Source organism: Bacillus sp. AFS012607, assembly GCF_002558005.1.
GTDB classification, from domain to species: domain Bacteria; phylum Bacillota; class Bacilli; order Bacillales; family Bacillaceae_G; genus Bacillus_A; species Bacillus_A thuringiensis_S.
On sequence record NZ_NTVM01000005.1, the window covers coordinates 1 to 26,469 of the forward strand.

The following is a 26,469-nucleotide window of genomic DNA, read 5'->3' on the forward strand; positions in this document are numbered from 1 at the left end:
GTTTCAGCGACTTTTATAATATATCATAGTATATTATTTTCGTCAACAAGTTTTTCAAGATAATTTGTATCTCTCATTTGCTGACTCTGCCTATTATATAGACTTTGCTATCACTATGCAAGTATTATTATAAAAAAATAAGAGGGGGGGAAAATCCACCCTCTTATTCTTCAGAAGAAACCTCTTCATTAGATTCTTCTTCTTCATCTTTCTGTGCTTTTGCTACTGTCGCTACCTCTTGCTCATCCTCTAAACGAATTAGACGAACACCTTGTGTATTACGTCCCATTTGAGAGATTTGATCAACCGGCATACGAATAATAACGCCTGCGGCTGTAATTAGCATGATGTCTTCTTCACCTGTTACAGACTTAACCGCTACTAACTTACCGTTTTTATCTGTAATGTTACAAGTTTTAAGACCTTTACCACCACGGCTTTGTAGTCGATACTCTTCAACTGGAGTACGCTTACCATACCCGTTTTTCGTTACAATTAAGACATTCGTATCTTCTTCAACAATTTCCATACCTACTACTTGGTCCTCTTCGCCTAATGTAATAGCTTTTACACCAGCTGCATTACGGCCCATAGAACGTACATCTTTTTCATTGAAGCGAATTAACATACCGTTGCTTGTCCCTACGATAATATCTTTATCGCCAGATGTTAAACGTACAGAAATCACTTCATCTTCTTCACGAAGCGAAATTGCAATTAAACCGTTCGTACGTATATTTGCAAATGATGAAAGTGGCGTTCTCTTAGAAATACCTTGTTTCGTTGTAAAGAATAAGAACTGGTCGTCACCAAATTCACGAATTGGAATAATGGCATTGATCCACTCACCCTTATCTACCCCTAATAGGTTAATAATTGGTAGCCCTTTTGCAGTACGACTATACTCTGGGATTTCATATCCTTTCGTACGGTATACTTTACCCTTGTTTGTAAAGAATAAAATATGATCATGAGTAGACGTTGTTAATAAGTGTTCAACAAAGTCATCATCATTCGTACCCATTCCTTGTACACCACGTCCCCCACGGTTCTGTGTTTTGTACGTAGAAGCTGGTAACCTCTTAATATAACCGTTATGAGTTAACGTAATTGCAATATTTTGCTCAGGAATTAAATCTTCATCTTCAATAAATTCCATACCGCCAATTGTAATTTCTGTTCGTCTCTTATCATTGAAACGCTCTTTTACTTCTGTTAATTCTTCACGAATAATCTCAAGAACTTTCTCTTCATCTGCTAAAATCGCTTTTAATTCAGCAATTAAATTCATTAAATCTTGATATTCTTGCTCGATTTTTTCACGTTCTAATCCAGTTAAACGTTGCAGACGCATATCTAAAATCGCTTGCGCTTGTTTCTCACTTAAACCGAAACGTTCCATTAAGCCTTGCTTTGCAATATCAGCCGTTTTTGAACTACGAATTAACGTAATAACTTCATCAAGATGATCTAAAGCAATTCGTAATCCTTCTAAAATATGAGCACGTGCCTCTGCTTTTTCTAATTCATACGCAGTACGTCTACGGATTACTACCTTCTGGTGCTCCAAATAATGATATAAGTTTTGTTTTAAATTTAGTACTTGAGGCTCTCCATTTACAAGAGACAACATATTAATACCGAAACTTGTTTGAAGTGCTGTATGTTTATATAGATTGTTTAATAGTACGTTTGCATTGGCGTCACGACGTACTTCCATGACAATACGCATACCATTTCGGTCTGATTCATCACGTAAATCTGTAATACCTTCAATTTTCTTATCGCGAACTAATTCTGCGATTTTTTCAATTAATCGTGCCTTATTAACTTGATAAGGTAGTTCCGTTACGATAATAGATTGTTTACCATTTGATTTCTCTTCAATTTCAACTTTGGCACGAAGCATAATAGAACCGCGCCCTGTTTCATAAGCTCTACGGATGCCACTTCGACCTAAGATTAAACCTGATGTCGGGAAGTCTGGTCCAGGAATATATTCCATTAACTCCGCTATAGTAATATCCGGGTTATGACTTAATGCCAACACACCATCAATTACTTCGCCAAGTTGATGCGGCGGAATATTTGTTGCCATACCAACTGCAATACCTGTCGTACCGTTTACTAATAAATTAGGAAAACGCGCTGGTAATACAATCGGCTCTCTTTCCGAACCATCGTAGTTATCTTGATAATCAATTGTATTTTTTGAAATATCACGTATTAATTCCATAGAAATCTTAGACATTCTTGCCTCTGTATAACGCATTGCCGCTGCTGAATCTCCATCTACAGAACCGAAGTTACCATGCCCATCTACAAGCATATAACGTTGACTGAAATCTTGCGCCATACGTACCATTGTTTCATAAACGGCTGAATCACCATGAGGGTGATACTTCCCGATTACTTCACCGACAATACGTGCTGATTTCTTATACGCTTTATCAGCTGTAATTCCTAAATCATTCATCGCATATAAAACCCTACGATGCACAGGTTTTAATCCATCACGAACATCTGGTAATGCACGAGATACGATAACACTCATTGCGTAATCTAAAAATGAGGTACGCATTTCATGACTAATATTAATTTCTCGAATTCGTGCTTGTTGTTGATTGTCTGACATCAACGAGCACCTCCTCTTACGTTTCCGTTATACATACATTGATTTATATGTAGAAGACAGGAATACTTAGATTCCTGTCATTACTCATTTAAATATCAAGGTTTTTCACGTATTTTGCATTCTCTTGGATAAAGTTACGACGTGGTTCCACTTTATCACCCATTAAAATTTCAAATGTTTCATCTGCTTCTATTGCGTCTTGAAGAGAAACTTGAAGTAACGAACGTACTTCTGGATCCATTGTCGTCTCCCATAGCTGAGTTGGATTCATCTCTCCAAGACCTTTATAACGTTGAATTCCTGGTTTCGGCTGGGCTGGTAACTCAGCTAATATTTTTTCAAGTTCTTTATCATTATAAGCATATTGAATTTTTTTACCTTGTTGCACCTTAAACAACGGTGGCTGTGCGATATATATATATCCACACTCAATTATTTGACGCATATAACGATAGAAGAACGTTAATAATAGGGTACGAATATGCGCACCATCAACATCGGCATCGGTCATAATAATAACTTTATGATAGCGTGCTTTTTCGATATCGAAGTCCCCACCAATATTTGTACCAATCGCCGTAATAATTGTACGAACTTCATCATTTGATAAAATCTTATCTAAGCGTGCCTTTTCAACATTAATAATTTTACCCTTCAGCGGTAAAATTGCTTGAAAATGACGATCGCGTCCTTGTTTTGCAGATCCACCCGCAGAGTCACCCTCTACGATATAAATTTCACTAATTGCTGGATCTTTAGAAGAACAATCTGCCAATTTCCCTGGTAAACTTGAAACTTCTAAAGCACTCTTTCGGCGAGTTAGCTCACGAGCTTTTTTAGCTGCTACACGCGCACGTGCTGCCATCGTTCCTTTATCTACAATCTTACGTGCAACATTGGGATTTTCCAGTAAGAATTTTTCAAAAGCCTCAGAGAATACTGACTCCGTAATCGTCCTCGCTTCACTATTTCCAAGTTTCGTCTTCGTTTGCCCTTCAAATTGTGGATTTGGATGTTTAATCGACACAATTGCTGTTAAACCTTCACGAACATCTTCACCAGTCAAATTACTATCCGCATCTTTTAAAATGTTATTTTTACGACCATAATCGTTAATCACACGTGTTAAGGCAGTTTTAAATCCTACCTCATGTGTACCACCTTCATACGTATGAATATTATTTGTAAATGAGTAAATATGATTTGTATATCCTTCGTTATATTGAAGCGCAACTTCAACTTGAATACCATCTTTTGAACCTTCTACATATACAGGCTCTTCATGAATTGGTTGTTTTGAACGATTTAAATGTTCAACATATGATTTAATTCCACCTTCATAGTGGAACTCTTTCTTTTGCTTATGTTCACGTTTATCTTCAATTGTTAATTTAATATTACGATTTAAAAACGCCAACTCACGCATACGAGTCGCTAGCGTATCGAATTCATATTCTGTCGTCTCTTTAAAAATTTCTGGATCCGGTTTAAAGCGAGTTATTGTTCCAGTCTTATCTGTATCACCGATGACTTTTAAATCTGCAACCGGAATACCTCTTTCGTATTTTTGGTAATGGATTTTACCATCACGATGTACAAATACTTCTAATTCTGTTGATAAGGCATTTACAACAGATGCACCAACACCGTGCAAACCACCAGAAACTTTGTAACCGCCACCGCCAAATTTACCACCAGCGTGGAGGACAGTCATAATAACCTCTACTGCAGGACGCCCCATTTTTTCTTGTATACCAACTGGAATACCACGTCCATTATCCGTTACAAGAATACTATTATCTTCTTCGATACTAACGTTAATTTCATCACAATATCCTGCTAACGCTTCATCGATACTATTATCGACAATCTCCCATACAAGGTGGTGAAGTCCCTTTCCACTCGTAGATCCAATATACATACCCGGACGTTTCCGAACTGCCTCTAGTCCTTCAAGTACCTGTATCTGACTTTCATCATATGCATTTTCTTGCATTTGTTTTTGTTCCATTGACACAAAGATCACCTACTTTTCCATTTAAACAGGGGTTTATGCCCTATCTATTTCACAATCTACCGTGCCGTTCGTTACATGAATTGTTTTCGCATCTTTTAATGTTTCGTGTTCAATTCCGTCGACACTCGTCGTTGTAACAAATGTTTGCACCTTTCCTTGAATTGTATTTAACAGATGTGATTGACGATAATCGTCTAATTCTGATAAAACATCATCCAGCAAAAGGATTGGATATTCTTTAACCTCTGAATAAATTAATTCAATTTCAGCTAATTTTAGGGATAGTGCGGTCGTTCGTTGTTGCCCTTGCGAACCAAAGACTTGAACATTTTTACTATTAACGAAGAATTGTAAATCATCACGATGAGGACCAATTAAAGTCGTACCACGGAAAATTTCACGTTGTTTCACAGATTGAAAACTTTCATAGTATACTTCTTTTATTTTCGACAAATCCATTGATTCTGATACATCTACACTTGGTTTATAGACAATTTCTAACTCTTCTAATCCACGGCTTATACCGCGATGAATTGGAGCTGCCCATTCCTGTAGCAAATGCAAAAATTCAAAACGTTTTTGCAGTATTTTCGCACCATGCTCAATTAGTTGAAGTGTAAATACATCCAACATCGTTTCCTCATTCTTACTATTCCCTTGCATTTTTTTCAACAAGTGATTTCGTTGCGTGAGCACCTTTTGATATTGACTTAATTCATACAAATATATAGGAGCTATTTGTCCTAATTCCATATCTAAAAAGCGTCTTCTTACTTGAGGGCTTCCTTTTACAAGATTTAAATCTTCTGGGGCAAACATGACAACGTTCATCACGCCAATATATTGACTTAACTTTTGTTGTTCAAGTTGATTTAATTTTGCCTTTTTACCTTTTTTCGAAATATTTAATTCCAAAGACAAAGAACTGTTTCTTTTTTGTAATTTCCCTTTTATTTGACCAAACTCTTCATCCCAGCGGATAAGTTCGCGATCATTAGAGGTTCTATGAGATTTCGCCATCGCTAAAACATAAATAGCTTCCATCAAGTTTGTTTTCCCTTGTGCATTTTCGCCGATAATTACATTTACCTTATCTTCAAAGGAAAGCTCTAATTTTTCATAATTGCGATAGTTTTTTAATTGTATTTCTGAAATAAACAAAGGGCTCCCCCTTTATGCCTGAACTTGGAAAGTTCCGCTTCCTGGAATTTCAATAACATCATTCGCATATAGTTTGCGACCTCTTCTATTTTCAAGTTCGTTGTTCACGTACACTTCATATTCTTGTAAAAACCATTTTACAGCGCCACCTGTATCAATTACATCAGCTAACTTTAAAAATTGTCCTAGTGTAATATACTCTGTTGAAATTTTAATATGTTTCATAAAATCGCTCACTTTCTGAAAGTGTTCATTCTTTCATTGTACTAAATAAACTAACATTAGGAAAGTAATACCCAAAAATCAAATAAGGGCCACTAGCATCTTTAAACTAGCAACCCTTATTCCTTACCTAGTAAGTACGAACCGGTAAAATTAATTGAATAATTGAATCATCATTTACTGTACGAATTAAGAACGGTCTCATCGCCCCAGTAAAGCTAACTTTAATCTCTGTACTATCTAGAGCTTTCAATGCATCCATCATATATTTTGCACTAAAAGATATTTTTAACTCTTCTCCATCTACTTTTTCACATTGTACTTCTTCGACAACTTTTCCAATTTCTGGTGAATTCGAGGAAATCTCTAGCATTTCTTGCTCTAAAGTTGATAATTTGACAACGTTATTGCGGCCATCTCTCGCTAATAGTGAAGCACGATCAATTGCTTGTAGGAATTCTTTTGTATTTACAAAAATATCCGTTTTACTCTCTGCTGGAATTAAACGTGTCGTATCTGGATAATTTCCTTCTAACAATCTTGAGAAGAATAATAAATGCTTTGTACGGAATAATACTTGATACTCAGTTATTACAATATCTACCATCTCTTCAGACTCATCCAGAATTTTACTTAATTCGTTTAAGCTCTTACCTGGAATAACAACATTAGCTTGAAATTCATCTGCAATATTATGTCCTTCGATTTTCGCTTTTCGAAGTGCCAGTCTATGACTATCTGTTGCAATACAAGTTAACTCGCTGTTATATACCTTCCAGTTTACACCTGTCAAGATTGGTCTTGTTTCAGAAGTAGAAACTGCAAATACAGTTTGTCTGATCATATGTTTAAGTAAATCTGTTGGTATCTTAAATACATGATGTTCTTCAATCTGTGGTAATAACGGATATTCTGCAGAATCTAAACCATTTAAGTTAAACTCTGATTTTCCAGATTTTATTTTTGTCATAAAATGATTTTCCACAGAAATTTCGACAGTATCCTTAGGTAGTTTTTTTACAATCTCACTAAAATATTTTGCTTGTAAAACAATGCTTCCTGATTGAGCTATTTCTACGATTTCTTTTCCATCTTCTTCGACTGGAATAAACGATTCAATAGAAATATCAGCATCGCTTCCTGTTAATGTAACCCCTTCTTCAGTAGCTACAACTTTAATTCCCGTAAGGATGGGGATTGTTGTACGAGAAGAAACTGCCTTCATTACATCTTGTACACCTCTTACAAGATAGTCTTTTTGTATTGTAAAACGCATAAAGAAAAACCTCCGGTAAGTATAAGATTTTATTTAATTAATAAAGATAAAAAATAGTAGTAATAGTAATAGGGCTTGTGGATATGTGGATAACCCCTTTGAAGGATGTAAAAACAGTCTATCTACATGTGGATAGACTGTGCGTAAAACAAGGTAAGTTATTCACACTATTCAGCTACTACTTTAAAATACCATTAATTTCTTCAACTTGCTTTTGTAATTGCGTATCGGTTTTTAGTAGTTTAGAAATTTTTTCATGGGCATGGATAACTGTTGTATGATCACGTCCACCAAATTCTTCACCTATTTTTGGTAAAGAGGAATCCGTAAGTTCGCGTGATAAATACATTGCAATTTGGCGAGGAAACGCAACTGATTTTGTACGTTTTTTCGCTTTAAAATCTTCTAATTTTACTTGATAAACGTCTCCGACAGCTTTTTGAATATCATAAATAGAGATAATTTTCGGCTTAGAATTTGGAATAATATCTTTAAGTGCTTCAGCTGCTAAATCAGCATTAATATCTTTATTAATTAAAGATGAATAAGCTACAACTCGGATAAGTGCACCTTCTAATTCGCGAATATTTGAATCAATTTGATTTGCGATATAAAGCATAACTTCATTTGGTATATCAAGCCCTTCAGCTTTTGCTTTTTTGCGTAAAATTGCAATTCGTGTCTCTAAATCTGGCGGCGTAATATCTGTAATAAGTCCCCATTCAAAGCGAGAACGAAGACGATCTTCTAAAGTTGGAATTTCTTTTGGTGGTCGATCACTAGAAATTACAATTTGTTTACTTTCTTCGTGTAATGCATTAAATGTATGGAAAAACTCTTCTTGAGTTTGTTCTTTTCCAGCAAGAAATTGAATATCATCTATCAATAAAACATCTACATTGCGATATTTATTACGAAAATCAACAGCTTTATTATCACGAATAGAGTTAATAAATTCATTCGTGAATTTTTCTGATGATAAATATACAACTTTTGCATTTGGATTATGTTCAATTACATAATGGCCAATCGCGTGCATTAAATGCGTCTTTCCAAGCCCAACTCCCCCGTAAATAAAGAGTGGATTATACGCTTTAGCTGGCGCCTCGGCTACAGCTAATGAAGCTGCATGGGCAAAACGGTTACCAGAGCCGATAACAAATGTATCAAATGTATATTTTGGATTTAACATGCTCTGTGGTAAATGAGCTGAATCATCTTGTGCTGGATTCCGCTTAACTGGAGGAAGATCAATGTCCTCTTCCGCTTGACTTTGGGGAATAATAAAGCGAATTGCTAATTTTGCCCCTGTTAAATCGTATAGTGTTTCTGAAATTAGTTCTGAGTAATGAGATTCTAGCCAGTCACGAGCAAATTCATTTGGAGCTGTAATCGTTAATACGTCTTTCTTCAAGTTATGAGCCGTTGTTGATTTTAACCATGTCTCATAACTAGGCTTGCTTACCTTTTTTTCTAATTCTTTTAAGGCACTATTCCATAAATCAGAGATATTTTCCAAAGGTGTCCCTCCTTTACTAAGATGGTAAAAGAATAAGGCTGCGCAACAAATGTACAACCTAATAAATATAAAATGTATATTTATACGAAACGTATTTTAAAACCTAAAAACGTCGTTTGTATATGAGATAGGGTTTTCGACAAAAAAACCAAATGTGGACAACTGTTTACCCACATGTGATTAAAACTGTCCACATGTTATACACAAATTGTGGATAAGATAAAGATGTGGAAAACTTGTTCAAAGTGAAAACACAACTATAATATCAAAAAAAAGTGGCTATAGCAATGAATTTAAGAAAGTTATCCACAAAATCAATACCTTGTGGAATAAACTTGTCCACAACACGATATACTGTGTAAAAGTGGGAAAAAAGTTTGTGGATATAAAAAACGTGAAAAAACATTTATCCACAAGGAAATATAGATGCTGTGAAAAAGTATGTGAATAGGTTCAAAATGAATATTTGATGAAAATTTCTAGAACCATTGACATTTTCCTAGTTGATTAACTATAATTTATAGGACTGTCTTTAACAGATATTCCTCAGGGAGGTGTCATATAATGAAAAGAACTTACCAACCAAATAAACGTAAGCGCAGCAAAGTACATGGTTTCCGCAGCCGTATGAGCACAGCGAACGGACGTAAAGTGCTAGCAGCTCGTCGTCGTAAAGGAAGAAAAGTATTATCTGCGTAGACCACTGATCGTTCAGTGGTCTTTTTTTCTAATAATAGTGAATTTCCGCTGATGAAATACAGGAGTGTCAATTGATATGAAGAAAAAACATCGTATAAAGAAGAATGATGAATTCCAGGCGGTTTTTCAAAAAGGAAAATCAAATGCGAATCGTCAGTTTGTTGTATACCAATTAGATAAAGAAGAACAGCCAAACTTTCGCATCGGCCTTTCTGTTAGCAAGAAAATAGGAAATGCAGTAGTTCGTAATCGAATTAAGCGCATGGTCCGTCAAGCTATTACAGAGTTAAAAGATGAGATAGATTCTGGAAAAGATTTTGTTATAATAGCAAGGAAGCCTTGTGCAGAGATGACATATGAAGAAGTAAAGAAAAGCTTAATTCATGTCTTTAAACGCTCTGGTATGAAAAGAATAAAAAAGTAGCGTAAGGAAATGAATTACACTATATACATACCGATACAAGGAGGAGTAGGCTTTGAAAAAGAAATTAGGTTTACTAGCCATGGTCGTTGCATTAATGGCGATTGCCACCGGTTGTAGTGAAACGGGTCAGCCGATTACATCGAAAAGTACTGGGATTTGGAATGAATATTTCGTATATCCGCTTTCTCAGTTAATCACGTATTTTGCCGACTTATTTAACAGTAATTACGGTTTAGCAATTGTTATTACAACTCTTATCATTCGTTTTGCATTATTACCATTAATGATTAAACAAACAAAGAGTACAAAAGCAATGCAAGCGTTACAACCAGAAATGGTGAAGTTAAAAGAGAAATATAGTTCTAAAGATCAAGCAACACAGCAAAAACTACAACAAGAAATGATGCAGTTATATCAAAAGAATGGTGTAAATCCATTGGCAGGATGTTTACCGATATTTGTTCAGATGCCTATTTTATTCGCGTTTTATCATGCGATTATGAGAACAACAGCAATTAGTGAACATACATTTTTATGGTTTGATTTAGGACAGGCAGATCCGTTCTATATCTTACCGGTTGTTGCAGCAATTACGACATTTATTCAGCAAAAGCTTGCAATGGCAGGAACAGCTGGTCAAAATCCGCAAATGGCAATGATGCTTTGGCTTATGCCGATTATGATTTTAATCTTTGCAATTAACTTCCCAGCTGCATTATCACTTTACTGGGTTGTTGGTAATATCTTTGGTATTGCTCAAATGTACTTTATCAAAGGGCCAGAGATTAAGGCTAGCAAAGCTGGAGGCTCAAGCAAGTGAGTATAATTACTGCTAAAGGACAAACAGTCGAGCTGGCAGTAGAGGATGCTTTAAGGCAATTAAATACATCAAAAGATCGAGTAGATATAAATATTGTCGATGAGGGTAAAAGAGGATTCTTAGGTTTATTTGGGAATCGTCCTGCAGTAGTAGAAGTTGTATTGAAGAAAGATCCAATTCAGGAATGTGAAGAATATTTAAGAAATGTTATTCACAATATGGGTGTGGAAGTTGAAATTAGTAAAGTTGTAAAAGGACGCGAGATCGAATTTACAATTTCTGGTGATGATGTAGGAGTTTTAATTGGAAAAAGAGGTAATACACTAAACTCTTTACAGTATTTAACAAAACTTGTTGCGAATCGTAACACGAAGCAGTATATAGGTATTACACTAGATGCTGAAAATTATCGTAGTAAAAGAAAAAGTACGCTAGAATCACTTTCTTATCGATTAGCGAAACAAGTATCTAATACGAAAAAAAGAGTTATTTTAGAACCGATGCCATCTTTTGAACGAAAAATTATTCATCAGGCATTATCAAATCATCAAGGTATCAAAACAACTTCTGAAGGAAATGAACCACATCGGCATGTTGTAATATCTCCTAAATGACCGGTTGCTCAAATGAGTGCCGGTTTTTTTGAGCGAAAAATAGATGTGGATAACTAAAAAACACTAAACTTATCCACTGTGAATAAGTTTAGTGTTTTTTACATGGGGATATAATAAAATGAGTTATTCTTCTTTTGTAGATAGGTTCGTTATGGTATCCTAATAATTTAGTGAAAGAAATAATCATGTTGAAATAGAGATAAATAAGCAAGTGAGGTGAAAGGACATGGAATTTGATACAATTGCTGCGATTTCCACAGCGCTTGGAGAGGGTGCAATTGCCATTGTTCGAGTAAGTGGGGATGATGCGGTTGAGAAAGTTGACCGTATTTTTAAAGGGAAGGATTTAACAGAGGTTCCTTCTCACACTATTCATTATGGTCATATCGTTGATTTAGATACAAATCAAGTTATTGAAGAAGTTATGGTGTCTATTATGCGCGCACCAAGGACTTTTACACGTGAAAATATAGTGGAAATTAACTGTCATGGCGGACTTGTTTCAGTAAATAAAGTATTGCAACTTATTCTAGCGCAAGGAGTACGATTGGCAGAACCGGGCGAATTTACAAAACGTGCTTTTTTAAATGGACGTATCGATTTATCACAAGCAGAAGCTGTTATGGATTTGATTCGAGCAAAAACAGATCGTGCGATGAATGTAGCAATTAATCAAATGGAAGGGCGATTATCTAAATTAATTGGTCGCCTACGTCAAGAAATATTAGAAACATTAGCTCATGTTGAGGTAAATATAGATTATCCAGAATACGATGATGTAGAAGAGATGACACATAATATTTTAATTGAGAAAGCGACGCATGTTCGTTCGGAAATCGAAAAAATATTAGAAACATCAAAACAAGGGAAAATTTTACGTGAAGGTATTGCTACAGCAATTATCGGTAGACCTAATGTTGGGAAATCATCGTTATTAAATAGTCTTGTTCAGGAGAAAAAAGCAATTGTAACTGATATTGCAGGAACAACTCGTGATGTTATTGAAGAGTACGTTAATGTGCGTGGTGTACCTCTTAAACTTATAGATACAGCCGGTATTCGTGAGACAGAAGATGTTGTTGAACGAATTGGTGTGGAGCGATCAAAAGAAATGATGAGCCAAGCAGATTTAGTATTAGTTGTTGTCAACTATAGCGAGGCTTTAACAAATGAGGATGAAGATCTATTCCATGCGGTACAAGGAAAAGACTTTATTGTTATTGTGAATAAGACTGATTTACCGCAAGCGATTGATATGGAACGTGTTACAGAGTTAGCTGCGGGAAATCGTGTTATTACAACATCCTTAATTGAGGAACAAGGAATAGATGAACTCGAAAAGGCAATAGCTGATTTATTCTTTGAAGGAACAATCGATTCTGCAGATATGACATATGTTTCTAATGCGAGACATATTGGATTATTAACACAAGCAGGACAAACAATCGGTGATGCAATTGAGGCAATAGAAAATGGTGTACCAATTGATATGGTGCAAATTGATTTAACAAGAACGTGGGAAATACTTGGTGAAATTACTGGTGACACAGTCCATGAAAGCCTAATTGACCAGTTGTTCTCTCAATTTTGTTTAGGAAAATAATATAGTGATGTTTTAGAAAGATAGAGATTATTAGGAGGAATAAACAATGGGATACAATGCCGGTTCATATGATGTCATAGTAATCGGTGCAGGTCATGCAGGATGTGAAGCTGGTCTTGCGGCAGCACGAATGGGCTCAAAAACATTAATGTTAACAATTAACTTAGATATGGTAGCTTTCATGCCATGTAACCCTTCTGTTGGTGGACCAGCAAAAGGGATTGTTGTTCGTGAAATTGATGCATTAGGCGGAGAAATGGGACGTAATATTGATAAAACTCATATTCAAATGCGTATGCTAAATACAGGTAAGGGGCCAGCTGTACGTGCACTTCGAGCGCAAGCTGATAAATTCTCTTACCAACATGAATTGAAGAAAACAATTGAAGAAACACCAAACTTAACGTTATTCCAAGGAATGGTAGAGCGTTTAATCGTTGAAGATGGTATGTGTAAAGGGGTAGTTACACAAGCTGGTGCAGAATATACAGCAAAAACCGTTGTAATTACGACTGGAACATTTTTACGTGGCGAGATTATCATGGGCGACTTAAAATATTCAAGCGGTCCAAATAATCAGCAACCGTCTATTACATTATCTGAGCATTTAGAGGAACTTGGGTTTGATCTTGTTAGATTTAAAACAGGGACACCTCCGCGTGTAAACAGTAATACAATTGACTACAGTAAAACAGAAATTCAACCGGGTGATGATAAGCCACGTTCGTTCTCTTTTGAAACAACGAAATTTATTATGGATCAAATTCCATGTTGGTTGACATATACAAGTACAGAAACACACCGTTTAATAGATGAAAATTTACATCGTTCAGCTATGTATTCTGGTATGATTAAAGGAACAGGCCCTAGATACTGTCCTTCTATTGAAGACAAAGTAGTAAGATTTAATGATAAACCACGTCATCAAATTTTCTTAGAGCCAGAAGGGCGTAATACACAAGAAGTATATGTGCAAGGTTTATCCACAAGCCTACCAGAAGATGTACAACGTGACATGCTTAGAACAATTCCAGGCCTAGAAAATGTTGAAATGATGCGCACAGGTTATGCAATTGAATATGATGCAATTGTGCCAACACAACTATGGCCAACACTTGAAACGAAAAAGATTAAAAATTTATATACAGCAGGACAAATTAATGGAACTTCTGGTTACGAAGAGGCGGCAGGACAAGGGCTTATGGCTGGGATTAATGCAGCATGCCGTTCTTTAGGTAAAAAAGAAGTTGTTTTAGGTCGTGAGGATGCTTATATTGGTGTCTTAATTGATGATCTTGTTACGAAAGGTACAAATGAACCATATCGTTTATTAACATCTCGTGCAGAATACCGTCTATTATTACGCCATGATAATGCTGATCTTCGTTTAACTGAAGTTGGTCGTGAAATTGGATTAATTAAAGAAGAGCGCTATGAGCGATTTACAAATAAAAAACTACAAATTGAACAGGAAAAGGAACGTTTAAGCAGCATTATTATTAAACCACGTCCTGAGGTTCAAGAATTAATTCGCAATATTGGCGGAAGTGAATTGAAAGATGGAATACGTGCAAGTGACTTATTACGTCGTCCAGAGATGACATATGAGCATATTCATCTTTTAGTACCAAGTGAAGTAGAATTAAGTGATGAAGTTACAGAACAAGTTGAAATTCAGATTAAGTACGAAGGATACATTGAAAAATCTTTACAGCAAGTAGAGCGTATGAAGAAAATGGAGAGTAAAAAAATACCTGTAGATATTGATTATGATGCGATTTCTAGCCTTGCCTCAGAAGCTAGACAGAAATTGAAAGATGTTCGTCCACTTTCAATGGGGCAGGCTTCACGTATTTCTGGCGTAAATCCAGCGGATATTTCCATTTTACTTGTTTATATAGAACAAGGAAAAATTGCGCGCGTATCGAACCAATAAATAGTAAGGAGATATTGCTAGATGAACATAGAACAATTTCAATCTATGCTAGAAGAGAAGGGGATCACCCTCTCTTCTAGACAGTTAGAGCAGTTCAAAATCTACTTTGAAACATTAGTAGAGTGGAATGAGAAAATGAACTTAACGGCTATTACAGAAAAAGAAGAAGTATACTTAAAACACTTTTTTGATTCTATTACAGCTGCTTTTTATTATGATTTTTCAAAACCGTTCTCAATTTGTGATGTTGGTGCAGGGGCTGGATTCCCAAGTATTCCTTTAAAAATCTGTTTCCCGCACTTAAAAGTAACAATTGTAGATTCATTGCAAAAACGTATTAATTTCTTAAATCACTTAGCACAAAAGTTAGAATTAAGTGATGTTGCATTTTGTCATGATCGTGCTGAAACATTTGGGAAAAAAGAAGGTGTACGTGAATCATACGATATTGTAATGGCACGTGCAGTTGCACGTCTTTCTGTATTAAGTGAGCTATGTTTACCACTTGTAAAAGTTGGAGGAACATTCATTGCAATGAAAGGTGCAGCAGCAAATGAAGAAATCGAAAATGGTAAGTATGCTTTAGAGGTGCTAGGCGGAGAGTTAAAAGAGATGTCTACGTTCCAATTACCGTTTGAAGAGAGTGAACGTAATATTTTATTAATCGAGAAAAAGCGCAAGACACCAAAGAAATATCCACGCAAACCGGGAACGCCCAATAAATTACCTATTGAAAAATAAATCTTATTAGACGTAAGATTAAATTATATAAATGAAAACGTAAATGTTTCATAGGAAACATTTTATGGAGAATAGTCAATAGGCCTAAAAGGTGGTGGAATATGTATGAAAAATACGTTTTCTCGTTTATTTGGCTTTGGAGATAAAGAGAGCGAATTCGAATTACAAGACGAAAGCCATGAAGAAATAGATAAAAAGGTATATGAAGAAATACAAGAAATTCCGATAGTAAATATTACCCCTAACCGTTATCAACCAAGAACAGTTTTTGATGATGCACGTATTGATGAGCTAGCATTAACGATTCGTACACATGGACTTATTCAACCGATTGTTGTAAGGCAATATGAGGATGATAAGTACGAGATTATCGCTGGAGAAAGACGCTTTCGTGCGGCAACAAAGTTAGGTTGGGAAAAGGTTCCTGCAATTATAAAGAACTTAAATGATACAGAGACAGCTTCTGTAGCTTTAATTGAAAACTTGCAACGTGAGGAACTAACGGCAATCGAGGAAGCTGTGGCATATCAAAAGCTGATTGAGTTACATAATTTAACACAAGAAGCATTGGCACAACGACTTGGAAAAGGACAATCTACAATCGCAAATAAGTTGCGATTGTTAAAGTTGCCTGAAGAAATAAAAAGTGCATTATTAGAAAAAAGCATTACAGAACGTCACGCCCGCGCTCTCATTCCTTTAAAAAATGAGGAATTACAACTGAAGGTTTTACAGGAAATTGTGGAGAAACAACTGAATGTAAAGCAAACAGAAGAACGAATTGCGAAGTTACTAGAGGAAGCAAAACCGAAGCGTAAGGCAAAGCAAAAAGCAGTAAGTCGAGATACGAGGATTGCTATGAATACAATTAGACAATCTTTACAAATGGTTACTGAAAGTGGTTTGAATGTTAATTCTGAGGAAGAAGAATTTGATGAGTACTATCAAATTACAATTAAAATTCCAAAGAAAAAATAATAACGACGTGTTAGAGACCTTATCCTATTGGAGAGGTCTCTTTTACTATATTTTCTTGTTAAATGAAGAAGGAGTTTAGAAATAAATTTTGAAGTTTAATAAAGGACGTAAAAGAAAAAGTTTTATTTCATGTTACAATAAACGTAATTGTTATTAGAATAAGATAGAAAGGTTGAAAGTAGGTGACATCATGGGAAAAATCATTGCTATTGCTAATCAAAAAGGCGGTGTTGGAAAAACCACAACATCTGTTAATTTAGGGGCTGGATTGGCGCAAGTAGGTAAAAAAGTCCTTCTTGTAGATATTGATGCTCAAGGAAATGCAACGACTGGTGTGGGAATTGAAAAATCTGAATTAGATCAATGTATTTACAACGTTCTTGTGGAAGATGCAGATGTTCAAGGGGTTATACAGAAAACCGCAACGGAAAACTTAGATGTTCTACCCGCTACAATTCAATTGGCTGGTGCTGAAATTGAATTGGTACCGACTATTTCCCGGGAAGTACGTTTACAAAGAGCATTACAGCCAGTTCGTGATGAATATGATTATATTATTATCGACTGTCCCCCATCTTTAGGGTTATTAACAATTAATGCATTAACAGCAGCAGATTCTGTTATTATTCCTGTACAGTGTGAATATTACGCACTAGAAGGGTTAAGTCAGCTATTAAATACAGTTCGACTTGTACAAAAACATTTAAATAAAAATTTAGCAATTCAAGGTGTATTGTTAACGATGTTGGATGCCCGTACAAATTTAGGGATCCAAGTTATAGATGAAGTGAAAAAGTATTTTAGGGATAAAGTATATCGCTCGATTATTCCGCGTAATGTACGCTTGAGTGAGGCTCCAAGTCATGGGAAACCTATTATGCAGTATGACGCTAAATCAAGAGGAGCAGAAGTATATATAGATTTAGCAGAGGAAGTGATTGCAGGTGGCTAAGGGATTAGGAAGAGGAATTAATGTGTTTTTTCCTGATTTAGATGTGAAAGAAGAGGAAACAATTCAGGAGATTCTTGTAACTGAATTAAGGCCAAATCCATATCAACCGCGTAAACACTTTAATAAAGAGGCTATTCAGGAATTAGCAATTTCGATTAAGGAACACGGTATTCTACAACCATTAATTGCTAGGAAGAGTATTAAAGGATATGAAATCGTTGCAGGTGAAAGACGATTTCGTGCTGCAAAAGAGGCTGGTTTAGAAAAGGTACCTGCGGTTGTAAGACAATTAACTGAACAGCAAATGATGGAATTTGCTTTGTTAGAAAACTTACAACGAGAAGATTTAAATCCTATGGAAGAGGCAATGGCATACCAGATGTTAATGAATGAGCTAAATGTAACGCAAGAACAATTAGCGAAACGTCTTGGCAAAAGCAGACCTTACATTGCAAATTATACTCGGTTATTAAGCCTCCCTTCGTTCGTCCAAGATATGATTGCAAATGGTCAACTTTCAATGGCTCATGGGAGAACTTTACTTACGATAAAAGATGAAGAGCAATTGAAGTCCTTATTGAAACGCATTGAAAAAGAAGGATTAAATGTTCGTCAATTAGAGAAAATCGTCCAAGAGATTAATCAACACGTTTCACGTGAAACAAAAAAAGTGAAAAAAGAGCGAAATATATTTTTCGTAGAACGTGAAACGTTCTTAAGAGAAAAGTTTGGCACAGATGTGAAAATTAAAGAGACGAAAAAAGAAAAAGGTAAAATCGAAATTGAATTTTTTAATAAAGAAGATTTGAATCGTATTTTAGAACTATTATCACAAAAAAAATAAAGAGCAAACCATCTTATTATTTATAGATGGTTTGCTTTTTTTAGTGCGGATAATTTTTGATCCGTCTCTTTTATACTTTGTGCGATTACATCGGCCATTTTCATAACTAAACTTAATCTTGTATTTTGAAGAACGAAAAACTCCATAAACCCATTTAGATTGACGATACCGTGTATATGCAGATCACCAACTGCAGGTAATTTCTTATTCATAGCAGCTCCAGGCTTACTAGGGCCCTTTTCAGTAGTGATTGACCCGATATTTTGAGACTTTCCTAAACATGCATCAACAGCAATTATAAATGCAGCAGGATATTCTTTCTGTATATTTTGAATTTTTTCTTCTAAATTTAGCGCATGTACTGGCTCATCTAGTGTACCGAATACTTGGAGGTTTTTGATGTCTATTTGTTCAAGTTTTGTACCAACTAACGGGCCGAGTGCGTCACCTGTAGAACGATCTGTTCCGATACAAACGAGAATGAGTGGTATATTAGTTTTAATAGGAATGTGGGTAAGTAAGAAATTACTGATTATCTCAGAGGCTTCTAGATCCTGGTGCATAACGTTTTGAGTTTCTTTCTCAAAAAATGGTAAGCGAAAACTTCCAATATTCATGAAGCACCCATCCTTTTAATAAATTTTCAATATATGTTATATGGTGAGAAAAATGGAAATCTATAAGTGCGTAATTTTTGCAAAATGTGAATGAAAACGGAAATAATAGTACTAGTATATATATATTCGTTCCATTTTATACCTGAATGGCGGGGGTAAAATAGGATTAAAATCATAAAATTTTTTCAGCAATTAGAGGACTTCTGATACAATAATAAGGATAACTAAAAAGAAATTTTAGCTAGAGAGGTAGAGGTACATGGATTTATTAACGAAGTGGTTTAATTCTACGAAACAGTATTTATTAGATGCTGATCGTTGGGCTCATATTGGAGTTGCGACATTAAAAATATGTATTATTTTAATAATCGGTGCAGTTGTTGTGCGAATTGCAAGAGCGGTTGTACGAAATGCGTTTCGTATGGGGAGTCGTTCTCCAATTCAAATTTCAGAACGTCGTACAGTTACAGTAGCGAAATTACTTGAAAATATTGTAGCGTACGTTGTTATGTTTATTATGCTGATTGCGATTTTAGGTGTGTTTGATATTAATGCATCAGGTTTATTAGCGGGTGCCGGGGTAATTGGTTTAGCAGTCGGATTTGGTGCTCAAAGTTTAGTGAAGGACGTTATTACAGGTTTATTTATTTTGCTAGAAGATCAGTTTTCAGTTGGCGATTATGTTAAAATCGGTCAATTTGAAGGAGTCGTTTTAGAAATTGGACTTCGTACAACGAAAGTAAAGAGTTGGACAGGTGAAATTCATACTTTACCAAACGGAAGTATTATTCAAGTTACTAACTACTCAGTTAGTAATAGTGTAGCATTTGTTGATGTATCTATTTCATATGAGGCTGATATTGCGAAAGCAGAGCAGGTTATTGAAGATTTATTAGTAGAGTTACCTTCAAAGTACGAAAAAATGGTAACAACACCTCAATTATTAGGTGTGCAAACGTTAGCTGCATCAGAAGTTATATTACGCGTTATTGCTGAAGTAGAGCCGATGCAACATGCAGTTATTGCAAGGGCACTTCGTAAAGAGATTAAAAATCGTCTTGATTTACATGGAATTGAAATTCCATATCCACGTATGGTTTTATATAATCGTGAAGAATTGGTTAGTGGAAAAGCAATTTAGTATGGAGAGGAGGAGTTTGAAGAGTGGAGCAAAAGGAATATAACTTGTACGATGTTGTGGAAATGAAGAAAGCACATCCATGTGGCGAGAATCGTTGGAAAATTATTCGTATGGGAATGGATATCCGCATTAAGTGCGAGGGATGTGACCATTCAGTAATGATTACTCGAAGAGAGTTTGATCGTAAGGTGAAAAAAATACTTGTGAAGCACGAAGAATAGAGAGAGAGTAACAGTTACAGTAGGTAACTGTTACTTTTTTTCGTTTGGCGGAAACTTGTCATTTTTTTCGTTACTATCTATAATGATGAAAGATTGAGACATAGGAGTGAAAAATATGGGATTAACGGCTGGGATTGTTGGATTACCTAACGTAGGGAAGTCCACTTTATTTAATGCAATTACACAAGCAGGAGCAGAATCTGCGAACTATCCATTCTGTACAATTGATCCAAACGTAGGGATTGTAGAAGTACCAGATGAGCGTTTAAATAAATTAACGGAATTAGTAGAACCGAAAAAGACTGTTCCGACTGTATTTGAGTTTACTGATATTGCAGGTATCGTAAAAGGTGCTAGTAAAGGTGAAGGTTTAGGAAATAAATTCTTATCTCACATTCGTCAAGTAGATGCAATTTGCCAAGTTGTTCGTTGTTTTGAAGACGAAAATATTACGCACGTTTCAGGGAAAGTAGATCCAATTGATGATATCGAAACAATCAACTTAGAGCTAATTTTAGCGGACTTAGAGTCTGTTGATAAGCGTATCGAGCGTGTTGCGAAATTAGCAAGACAAAAAGATAAAGAAGCTGTATATGAGCATGAAATTTTAGTTCGTTTAAAAGAGGCTTTTGAAGAGGGGAAACCGGCTCGTACTGTTGAATTTACAGAAGAGCAGATGAAGATTGTTAAAGGCCTTCATTTACTTACAACAAAAGAAATGTTATACGTAGCGAACGTAAGTGAAGACGATATTATCGATCCTTCGGAAAATAAATACGTACAAATGGTAAAAGAATTTGCAGAAAATGAAAATTCTCAAGTAATCGTTGTATGTGCAAAAATCGAATCAGAAATCGCTGAATTAGACGAGGAAGAGAAAAAAGTATTCCTTGAAGAACTAGGTATTGAAGAGTCTGGTTTAGATCAATTAATTCGTGCAGCATATGACCTATTAGGACTTGCTACTTACTTTACAGCTGGCGTTCAAGAAGTACGTGCTTGGACATTTAAACAAGGTATGAAGGCACCACAATGTGCTGGTGTTATTCATACAGACTTTGAGCGTGGATTTATTCGTGCAGAAACAGTTTCTTACGATGACTTAATGACAAACGGTTCTATGACAGCTGCAAAAGAAGCTGGAAAAGTACGTTTAGAAGGAAAAGAGTATATCGTAAAAGATGGAGATGTTATGCACTTCCGTTTTAACGTTTAATTTAATATTTCCTAGGAAAAATAAAGATATGAGCTTGGCGAATATATTATATGTTTGCCAAGTTTTTTATGTATTGGTGAGTTGATTCATATAACTTACTATGATATAATCTAAACTCGTGAGTAATTACTATAAATTAATTGCTCCTTGCCCATTATGGGCCGTTTAGACCAAAAGGAGGTGAAAGTGTAATGAGAAAGTACGAAATTATGTACATCATTCGTCCTGGCGTTGAAGAAGAAGCTCAAAAAGCTTTAGTTGAACGTTTTGCAGGTGTTTTAACAAACAATGGTGCAGAAATCATTAACACGAAAGAGTGGGGTAAGCGTCGTTTAGCTTACGAAATCAACGACTTACGTGAAGGTTTCTACATGATCTTAAACGTGAACTCTAACGCAGAAGCGATTAACGAATTCGACCGTTTAGCTAAGATCAACGAAGATATCCTTCGTCATATCGTTGTTAAAGAAGAAGAAAAATAATTGATATATAAGGGAGAGTGGTTCGATTGATGAATCGTGTTATCCTCGTTGGTCGTTTAACTAAGGACCCTGACTTACGTTACACGCCCAATGGTGTTGCAGTAGCTACTTTTACGTTAGCTGTGAATCGCGCATTTGCGAATCAACAAGGTGAGCGTGAAGCTGACTTTATTAATTGTGTAATATGGCGTAAACAAGCAGAAAACGTAGCAAATTATTTGAAAAAAGGAAGCTTAGCAGGCGTAGATGGACGTCTTCAAACTCGTAATTACGATGGACAAGACGGTAAACGTGTGTATGTAACAGAAGTTCTTGCGGAAAGCGTACAATTTTTAGAGCCGCGTAATGGCGGTGGGGAGCAACGTGGTTCATTCAATCAGCAACCATCAGGAGCTGGTTTCGGTAACCAAAGCTCTAACCCATTTGGTCAATCTAGTAATTCAGGTAACCAAGGTAATCAAGGGAACTCTGGATTTACGAAGAATGACGATCCATTTTCAAATGTAGGTCAACCGATCGACATTTCCGACGACGATTTACCGTTCTAATACAGTAAATTTGTTAGTTTTAACAAAGAATGGAGGGAAATAGACATGGCAGGACGCAAAGGTGGACGTGCGAAACGTCGTAAGGTGTGTTTCTTCACAGCTAACGGCATCACTCGCATTGACTATAAAGATGTTGATTTATTAAAACGTTTCGTTTCTGAGCGTGGTAAAATTTTACCTCGTCGTGTAACAGGGACAAGCGCAAAATACCAACGCAAACTTACAGTTGCAATTAAACGTGCTCGTCAAATGGCACTTTTACCATATGTTGGTGAATAATAGCGTATGAAATGCACAGTAGAGTCGGACTCTACTGTGCATTTTGCTATGCTTTTCTTTTTGAAAGAGAGGTTAAAATGTGAAACAAACAAAGTTTATTACAGAAGGTGCAGCGTTATTAGCTATATATGCAATTTTATTGCTTATATCTATGTATGTTCCGATTTTGGGTACTGTTGTAACTTTTGCTTTGCCGTTACCATTTATACTATTAACGATAAGACATAAACTATCTAATGTGCTCATGATTTTTGTAGCATCACTTTTTGTTACTATTATTGTGAGTCAACCTATGAATTTAGTGAAGACAATTATGTTTGGATTGATAGGGATTGTTTTAGGATATATGTATAAAACAAGAAAAAAGTCAGTAGAAATCTTAATAGCGGGGACGCTTGCATACTTAATTGGTTTTGTACTTATTTATGTTGCGAGTATAAAGTTTTTCAACATAGATATAATGAAGCAAATGCAAAGTATGTTTAGTGAAAGTATGGTGCAAAGTGAAAAGATAGTAAGTGCTACAGGTATGCCGATTAGTAAGGAACAAAAAGAGTTACTTACACAAATGAATGATATATTACAATCGTTATTTCCAAGTATACTTGTTCTAGTTTCAGTATGTTTTTCTTGGATTACAGTGATAATATCAGGTAGTGTTTTGAAAAAGTTAAAACATGACATTATACCTTGGCCTAAATTTAAAGATATACAATTACCAAAGAGTATTGTTTGGTATTACGTTATATTTATTTTGTTAGCAACTTTTATAAAAGTAGAACCAACATCATATTTACATATGGTATTTTCTAACCTAAATGTCATATTTACACTATTGCTTGTACTGCAAGGTCTGACATTTATCGCCTTTTTAGCGTATAGAAAAGGTTTTACTAAAGGGATTCCTATTATTAGTTTTATTGCATGCATGTTTATTCCGATGCTGTTTCCTCTTGTGACAATCTTAGGTATAATTGACTTAGGGATTTCATTGCGTTCTAAAATAGGGGGATAAAACAATATTCCTTATACTATTTTAATCTGTTTAACTAACTGGAAGGTGAGTTAGTTTTACTTTATAGGAGTTGTATACATGCCTGAATTTGATAAGAAACAGTGGTTTTTATATCCTGTTTATGTATTGGCATTTTTTGTGTTTGTGCTCATTTCAATTCTCTGTTATTTTCATTTAATTATGGGAATAGCTGCTTTTGTCATTTTTTGTATCGTATTTTTTATCGTTATACGATTTGAACTTAATTTTCAAAGGAATTTCGAAAAGCATACGACAGATATGATTACAAGAGTAAAGAAAGTAAGTAATGAAGCATTTAACCAAATGCCGATTGGTATTTTGTTATACAATAAGGATTATGGGATTGATTGGGCAAATCCTTATTTATCTTCATGTCTGGGACAGCATGCATTAGCTGGATGGCACCTTTACGATGTATCAGAAACATTACTTCTTTTCATTAAAGGAGAAACTTCTGATGATATAGTCTCTTTAAATAATAGAAAGTTTCGCGTTTTTGTAAGGAAAGAAGAAAAGTTAATTTATTTCTTTGATGTAACGGAACAAACAGAAATCGAAAAGATGTATGAGGATCAACGTACTGTTTTAGCTGTAATTTATTTGGATAATTATGATGAAGTTACACAAGGATTAGATGATCAATTACGTACGAATATAACAAGTCTTGTAACATCGCGACTAAATGAATGGGCACTTAAGTATGGTGCGTATTTAAAACGTGCATCTTCAGAAAGATTCTTCGTTGTGCTAAATGAAAGTATTCTGACGCAAATGGAGAAAGGGAAATTTAGTATTTTAGATCAGGTGCGTGAAGAAACATCTAAAAGGAATATACCACTTACATTAAGTGTAGGTGTCGGATCAGGTGATTTACCTTTGTCAGAGCTTGGGGCAATGGCTCAATCTGGTTTAGACCTTGCGCTTGGACGCGGGGGAGATCAAGTAGCTATTAAACAAGCGACAGGTAAAGTTAAGTTCTATGGAGGCAAGACAAATCCGGTTGAAAAGCGTACCCGTGTACGTGCTAGGGTCATTTCGCATGCGTTAAAGGATTTAGTATTAGAAAGTAGTAATGTCATTATCATGGGGCATAGGGCTCCTGATATGGACGCAATTGGTGCTGCGATTGGTATTTTAAAAGTGGCTCAATTAAACGAGCGTAAAGGATATATTGTATTAGATGAAAATGATTCTGATAAGGGAATTAAACGCTTGATGGACAAAGTGAAACAAAATGAGGAATTATGGTCTCACTTTATTACTCCAGAGCAAGCGATGGAATTTGCGAATGATGAGTCATTACTTGTTGTTGTTGATACACATAAACCTTCTATGGTGATGGAACAAAAATTGTTACATAAAATTGAAAATGTAGTAGTTATCGATCATCATCGCCGTGGAGAAGATTTTATTGAAGATCCATTGCTAGTTTATATGGAACCATATGCTTCTTCAACGGCAGAACTGGTTACAGAATTGCTTGAGTATCAACCGAAAAATTTAAAGATGACAATGTTAGAAGCAACGGCATTGTTAGCGGGGATTATTGTCGACACGAAAAGTTTCACATTCCGGACGGGGGCTCGTACGTTTGATGCTGCTTCCTATTTACGCTCACATGGTGCAGATACTGTACTTGTACAAGAACTTTTAAAGGAAGATATGGATCAGTATTTACGGGTTGCAAAAGCTATAAAAAATGCGTACATTTATAAAAATGGAATTGCAATTGCTAAAGTTGATAGTGATGATTACTACGATCAAGTGCTTATTGCGCAATCAGCTGACACGTTATTAACAATGACAGGAATTATTGCATCATTTGTTGTTGCGAAACGTGGCGAGAATCTCATTGGAATTAGCAGCAGGTCTTTAGGTGAAGTGAATGTGCAGCTAATTATGGAAAACTTAGGTGGTGGCGGGCATTTGACGAATGCAGCCACACAAATGAAAAATGTTACAGTAGATGAAGCCGAGGAGAAGCTTCGATTTGTTATTGATGACTATTTACAGGGAGGCACACAATCATGAAAGTAATTTTTCTAAAAGACGTAAAAGGTAAAGGTAAAAAAGGAGAAGTAAAAAACGTACCAGATGGCTATGCAAATAACTTCTTACTAAAACAGGGATTGGCTGCTGAAGCAACAAATAGCAGTATGAAAACTTTAGAAGCTCAAAAGCGTAAAGAAGAAAAAGATGCAGCAGCAGAAGTTGAGAATGCAAAAGAGCTGAAAGAAACATTAGAGAAATTAACTGTAGAAGTAAAAGCGAAATCTGGAGAAGGTGGCCGTTTATTCGGTTCTATTACGAGCAAACAAATCGTAGATGCGATGCAAAAATCACATAAAATTAAACTTGATAAACGTAAATTTGAAATGGATGATGCAATCCGTGCATTAGGCTACACAAATGTAACAGTGAAATTGCATCCGCAAGTAACAGCGACAGTAAAAGTTCATGTTAGTGAACAATAAAAATAAATTAAGCA

General features: G+C 35.5%; 26 protein-coding genes. 19 read left to right on the forward strand and 7 right to left on the reverse strand.

Annotated elements, in window-relative coordinates:
* Positions 1–163 precede the first annotated feature (163 nt).
* From gyrA to dnaA, 6 genes are all read right to left on the reverse strand, one after another.
* A complete protein-coding gene (gene gyrA, locus CN409_RS02805) occupies positions 164–2,635 on the reverse strand; it encodes a DNA gyrase subunit A (RefSeq protein ID WP_097980917.1) in 2,472 nt (823 codons plus the stop codon).
* 88 nt (positions 2,636–2,723) lie between these two features.
* Positions 2,724–4,646 (reverse strand): DNA topoisomerase (ATP-hydrolyzing) subunit B, encoded by a 1,923-nt coding sequence (gene gyrB / locus CN409_RS02810; protein ID WP_000435979.1) that lies wholly within the window; start codon positions 4,644–4,646, stop codon positions 2,724–2,726.
* A 39-nt stretch (positions 4,647–4,685) separates the two neighbouring features.
* A complete protein-coding gene (recF, locus tag CN409_RS02815) occupies positions 4,686–5,813 on the reverse strand; it encodes a DNA replication/repair protein RecF (RefSeq protein ID WP_000470754.1) in 1,128 nt (375 codons plus the stop codon).
* A gap of 12 nt (positions 5,814–5,825) precedes the next feature.
* Complete coding sequence (yaaA, locus tag CN409_RS02820; protein ID WP_000680510.1) at positions 5,826–6,038, reverse strand: S4 domain-containing protein YaaA; 213 nt, start codon at positions 6,036–6,038, stop codon at positions 5,826–5,828.
* A 127-nt stretch (positions 6,039–6,165) separates the two neighbouring features.
* Complete coding sequence (gene dnaN, locus CN409_RS02825) at positions 6,166–7,311, reverse strand: DNA polymerase III subunit beta (RefSeq protein ID WP_001212884.1); 1,146 nt, start codon at positions 7,309–7,311, stop codon at positions 6,166–6,168.
* Between the two features lie 178 nt (positions 7,312–7,489).
* Complete coding sequence (gene dnaA, locus CN409_RS02830; RefSeq protein WP_000428018.1) at positions 7,490–8,830, reverse strand: chromosomal replication initiator protein DnaA; 1,341 nt, start codon at positions 8,828–8,830, stop codon at positions 7,490–7,492.
* A 564-nt stretch (positions 8,831–9,394) separates the two neighbouring features.
* On the opposite strand from dnaA, the gene rpmH reads away from it, so the two are divergent.
* The 10 genes from rpmH (at position 9,395) to spo0J (ending at position 18,441) form a co-directional block, all read left to right on the forward strand.
* Positions 9,395–9,529 (forward strand): 50S ribosomal protein L34, encoded by a 135-nt coding sequence (gene rpmH / locus CN409_RS02835; RefSeq protein ID WP_000831901.1) that lies wholly within the window; start codon positions 9,395–9,397, stop codon positions 9,527–9,529.
* Between the two features lie 76 nt (positions 9,530–9,605).
* Positions 9,606–9,953, forward strand: coding sequence for a ribonuclease P protein component (rnpA, locus tag CN409_RS02840; protein WP_000726621.1), 348 nt, complete (start codon positions 9,606–9,608; stop codon positions 9,951–9,953).
* Between the two features lie 52 nt (positions 9,954–10,005).
* Positions 10,006–10,773: a YidC family membrane integrase SpoIIIJ gene (gene spoIIIJ / locus CN409_RS02845; RefSeq protein ID WP_000727741.1), complete on the forward strand. Its 768-nt coding sequence runs from the start codon at positions 10,006–10,008 to the stop codon at positions 10,771–10,773.
* Entirely contained in the window at positions 10,770–11,387 is a 618-nt protein-coding gene (gene jag, locus CN409_RS02850) for an RNA-binding cell elongation regulator Jag/EloR (protein WP_000022797.1), read from the forward strand. The genes spoIIIJ and jag overlap by 4 nt, the downstream gene beginning before the upstream one ends.
* 226 nt (positions 11,388–11,613) lie before the next feature.
* A complete protein-coding gene (mnmE, locus tag CN409_RS02855) occupies positions 11,614–12,990 on the forward strand; it encodes a tRNA uridine-5-carboxymethylaminomethyl(34) synthesis GTPase MnmE (RefSeq protein ID WP_000393760.1) in 1,377 nt (458 codons plus the stop codon).
* Between the two features lie 46 nt (positions 12,991–13,036).
* Positions 13,037–14,926 (forward strand): tRNA uridine-5-carboxymethylaminomethyl(34) synthesis enzyme MnmG, encoded by a 1,890-nt coding sequence (mnmG, locus tag CN409_RS02860; RefSeq protein ID WP_000541045.1) that lies wholly within the window; start codon positions 13,037–13,039, stop codon positions 14,924–14,926.
* 21 nt (positions 14,927–14,947) lie between these two features.
* Positions 14,948–15,667: a 16S rRNA (guanine(527)-N(7))-methyltransferase RsmG gene (gene rsmG, locus CN409_RS02865; RefSeq protein ID WP_001019628.1), complete on the forward strand. Its 720-nt coding sequence runs from the start codon at positions 14,948–14,950 to the stop codon at positions 15,665–15,667.
* 105 nt (positions 15,668–15,772) lie between these two features.
* Positions 15,773–16,645: a nucleoid occlusion protein gene (gene noc / locus CN409_RS02870; RefSeq protein ID WP_000799016.1), complete on the forward strand. Its 873-nt coding sequence runs from the start codon at positions 15,773–15,775 to the stop codon at positions 16,643–16,645.
* Positions 16,646–16,835: 190 nt separating this feature from the next.
* Positions 16,836–17,597: a sporulation initiation inhibitor protein Soj gene (soj, locus tag CN409_RS02875; protein ID WP_000516114.1), complete on the forward strand. Its 762-nt coding sequence runs from the start codon at positions 16,836–16,838 to the stop codon at positions 17,595–17,597.
* Positions 17,590–18,441 (forward strand): stage 0 sporulation protein Spo0J, encoded by an 852-nt coding sequence (gene spo0J, locus CN409_RS02880; protein ID WP_001051833.1) that lies wholly within the window; start codon positions 17,590–17,592, stop codon positions 18,439–18,441. Before soj ends, spo0J begins: the two co-directional genes overlap by 8 nt.
* A 20-nt stretch (positions 18,442–18,461) precedes the next feature.
* Here spo0J and yyaC read toward each other — a convergent pair whose 3' ends face one another.
* Positions 18,462–19,058 (reverse strand): spore protease YyaC, encoded by a 597-nt coding sequence (gene yyaC / locus CN409_RS02885; protein WP_097980918.1) that lies wholly within the window; start codon positions 19,056–19,058, stop codon positions 18,462–18,464.
* 259 nt (positions 19,059–19,317) lie between these two features.
* Between yyaC and CN409_RS02890 the strand changes: the two genes are divergently transcribed.
* The 9 genes from CN409_RS02890 to rplI all read left to right on the forward strand — a co-directional run bounded on the left by CN409_RS02890 (position 19,318) and on the right by rplI (position 26,455).
* Complete coding sequence (locus CN409_RS02890) at positions 19,318–20,199, forward strand: mechanosensitive ion channel family protein (protein WP_000365111.1); 882 nt, start codon at positions 19,318–19,320, stop codon at positions 20,197–20,199.
* A 23-nt stretch (positions 20,200–20,222) separates the two neighbouring features.
* Positions 20,223–20,420 (forward strand): DUF951 domain-containing protein, encoded by a 198-nt coding sequence (locus tag CN409_RS02895; protein WP_000435486.1) that lies wholly within the window; start codon positions 20,223–20,225, stop codon positions 20,418–20,420.
* Between the two features lie 115 nt (positions 20,421–20,535).
* On the forward strand, positions 20,536–21,636 hold the full coding sequence (gene ychF, locus CN409_RS02900; RefSeq protein ID WP_000524658.1) for a redox-regulated ATPase YchF: 1,101 nt from the start codon (positions 20,536–20,538) through the stop codon (positions 21,634–21,636).
* Between the two features lie 191 nt (positions 21,637–21,827).
* The gene (rpsF, locus tag CN409_RS02905; RefSeq protein ID WP_001233781.1) at positions 21,828–22,118 is read left to right on the forward strand and encodes a 30S ribosomal protein S6; all 291 of its coding nucleotides are present in this window, start codon (positions 21,828–21,830) and stop codon (positions 22,116–22,118) included.
* Positions 22,119–22,144: 26 nt separating this feature from the next.
* Positions 22,145–22,666, forward strand: a complete 522-nt coding sequence (gene ssb, locus CN409_RS02910) for a single-stranded DNA-binding protein (RefSeq protein ID WP_000981963.1) — start codon at positions 22,145–22,147, stop codon at positions 22,664–22,666.
* 45 nt (positions 22,667–22,711) lie between these two features.
* Positions 22,712–22,945: a 30S ribosomal protein S18 gene (gene rpsR / locus CN409_RS02915; protein WP_000918873.1), complete on the forward strand. Its 234-nt coding sequence runs from the start codon at positions 22,712–22,714 to the stop codon at positions 22,943–22,945.
* A gap of 79 nt (positions 22,946–23,024) precedes the next feature.
* Positions 23,025–23,960 carry a YybS family protein gene (locus tag CN409_RS02920; protein ID WP_000814842.1) on the forward strand — a complete coding sequence of 312 codons (936 nt, stop codon included), beginning with the start codon at positions 23,025–23,027 and terminating at the stop codon, positions 23,958–23,960.
* A 78-nt stretch (positions 23,961–24,038) separates the two neighbouring features.
* On the forward strand, positions 24,039–26,012 hold the full coding sequence (locus CN409_RS02925; RefSeq protein WP_001113785.1) for a DHH family phosphoesterase: 1,974 nt from the start codon (positions 24,039–24,041) through the stop codon (positions 26,010–26,012).
* Complete coding sequence (gene rplI / locus CN409_RS02930) at positions 26,009–26,455, forward strand: 50S ribosomal protein L9 (protein WP_000864237.1); 447 nt, start codon at positions 26,009–26,011, stop codon at positions 26,453–26,455. Before CN409_RS02925 ends, rplI begins: the two co-directional genes overlap by 4 nt.
* Positions 26,456–26,469 lie beyond the last annotated feature (14 nt).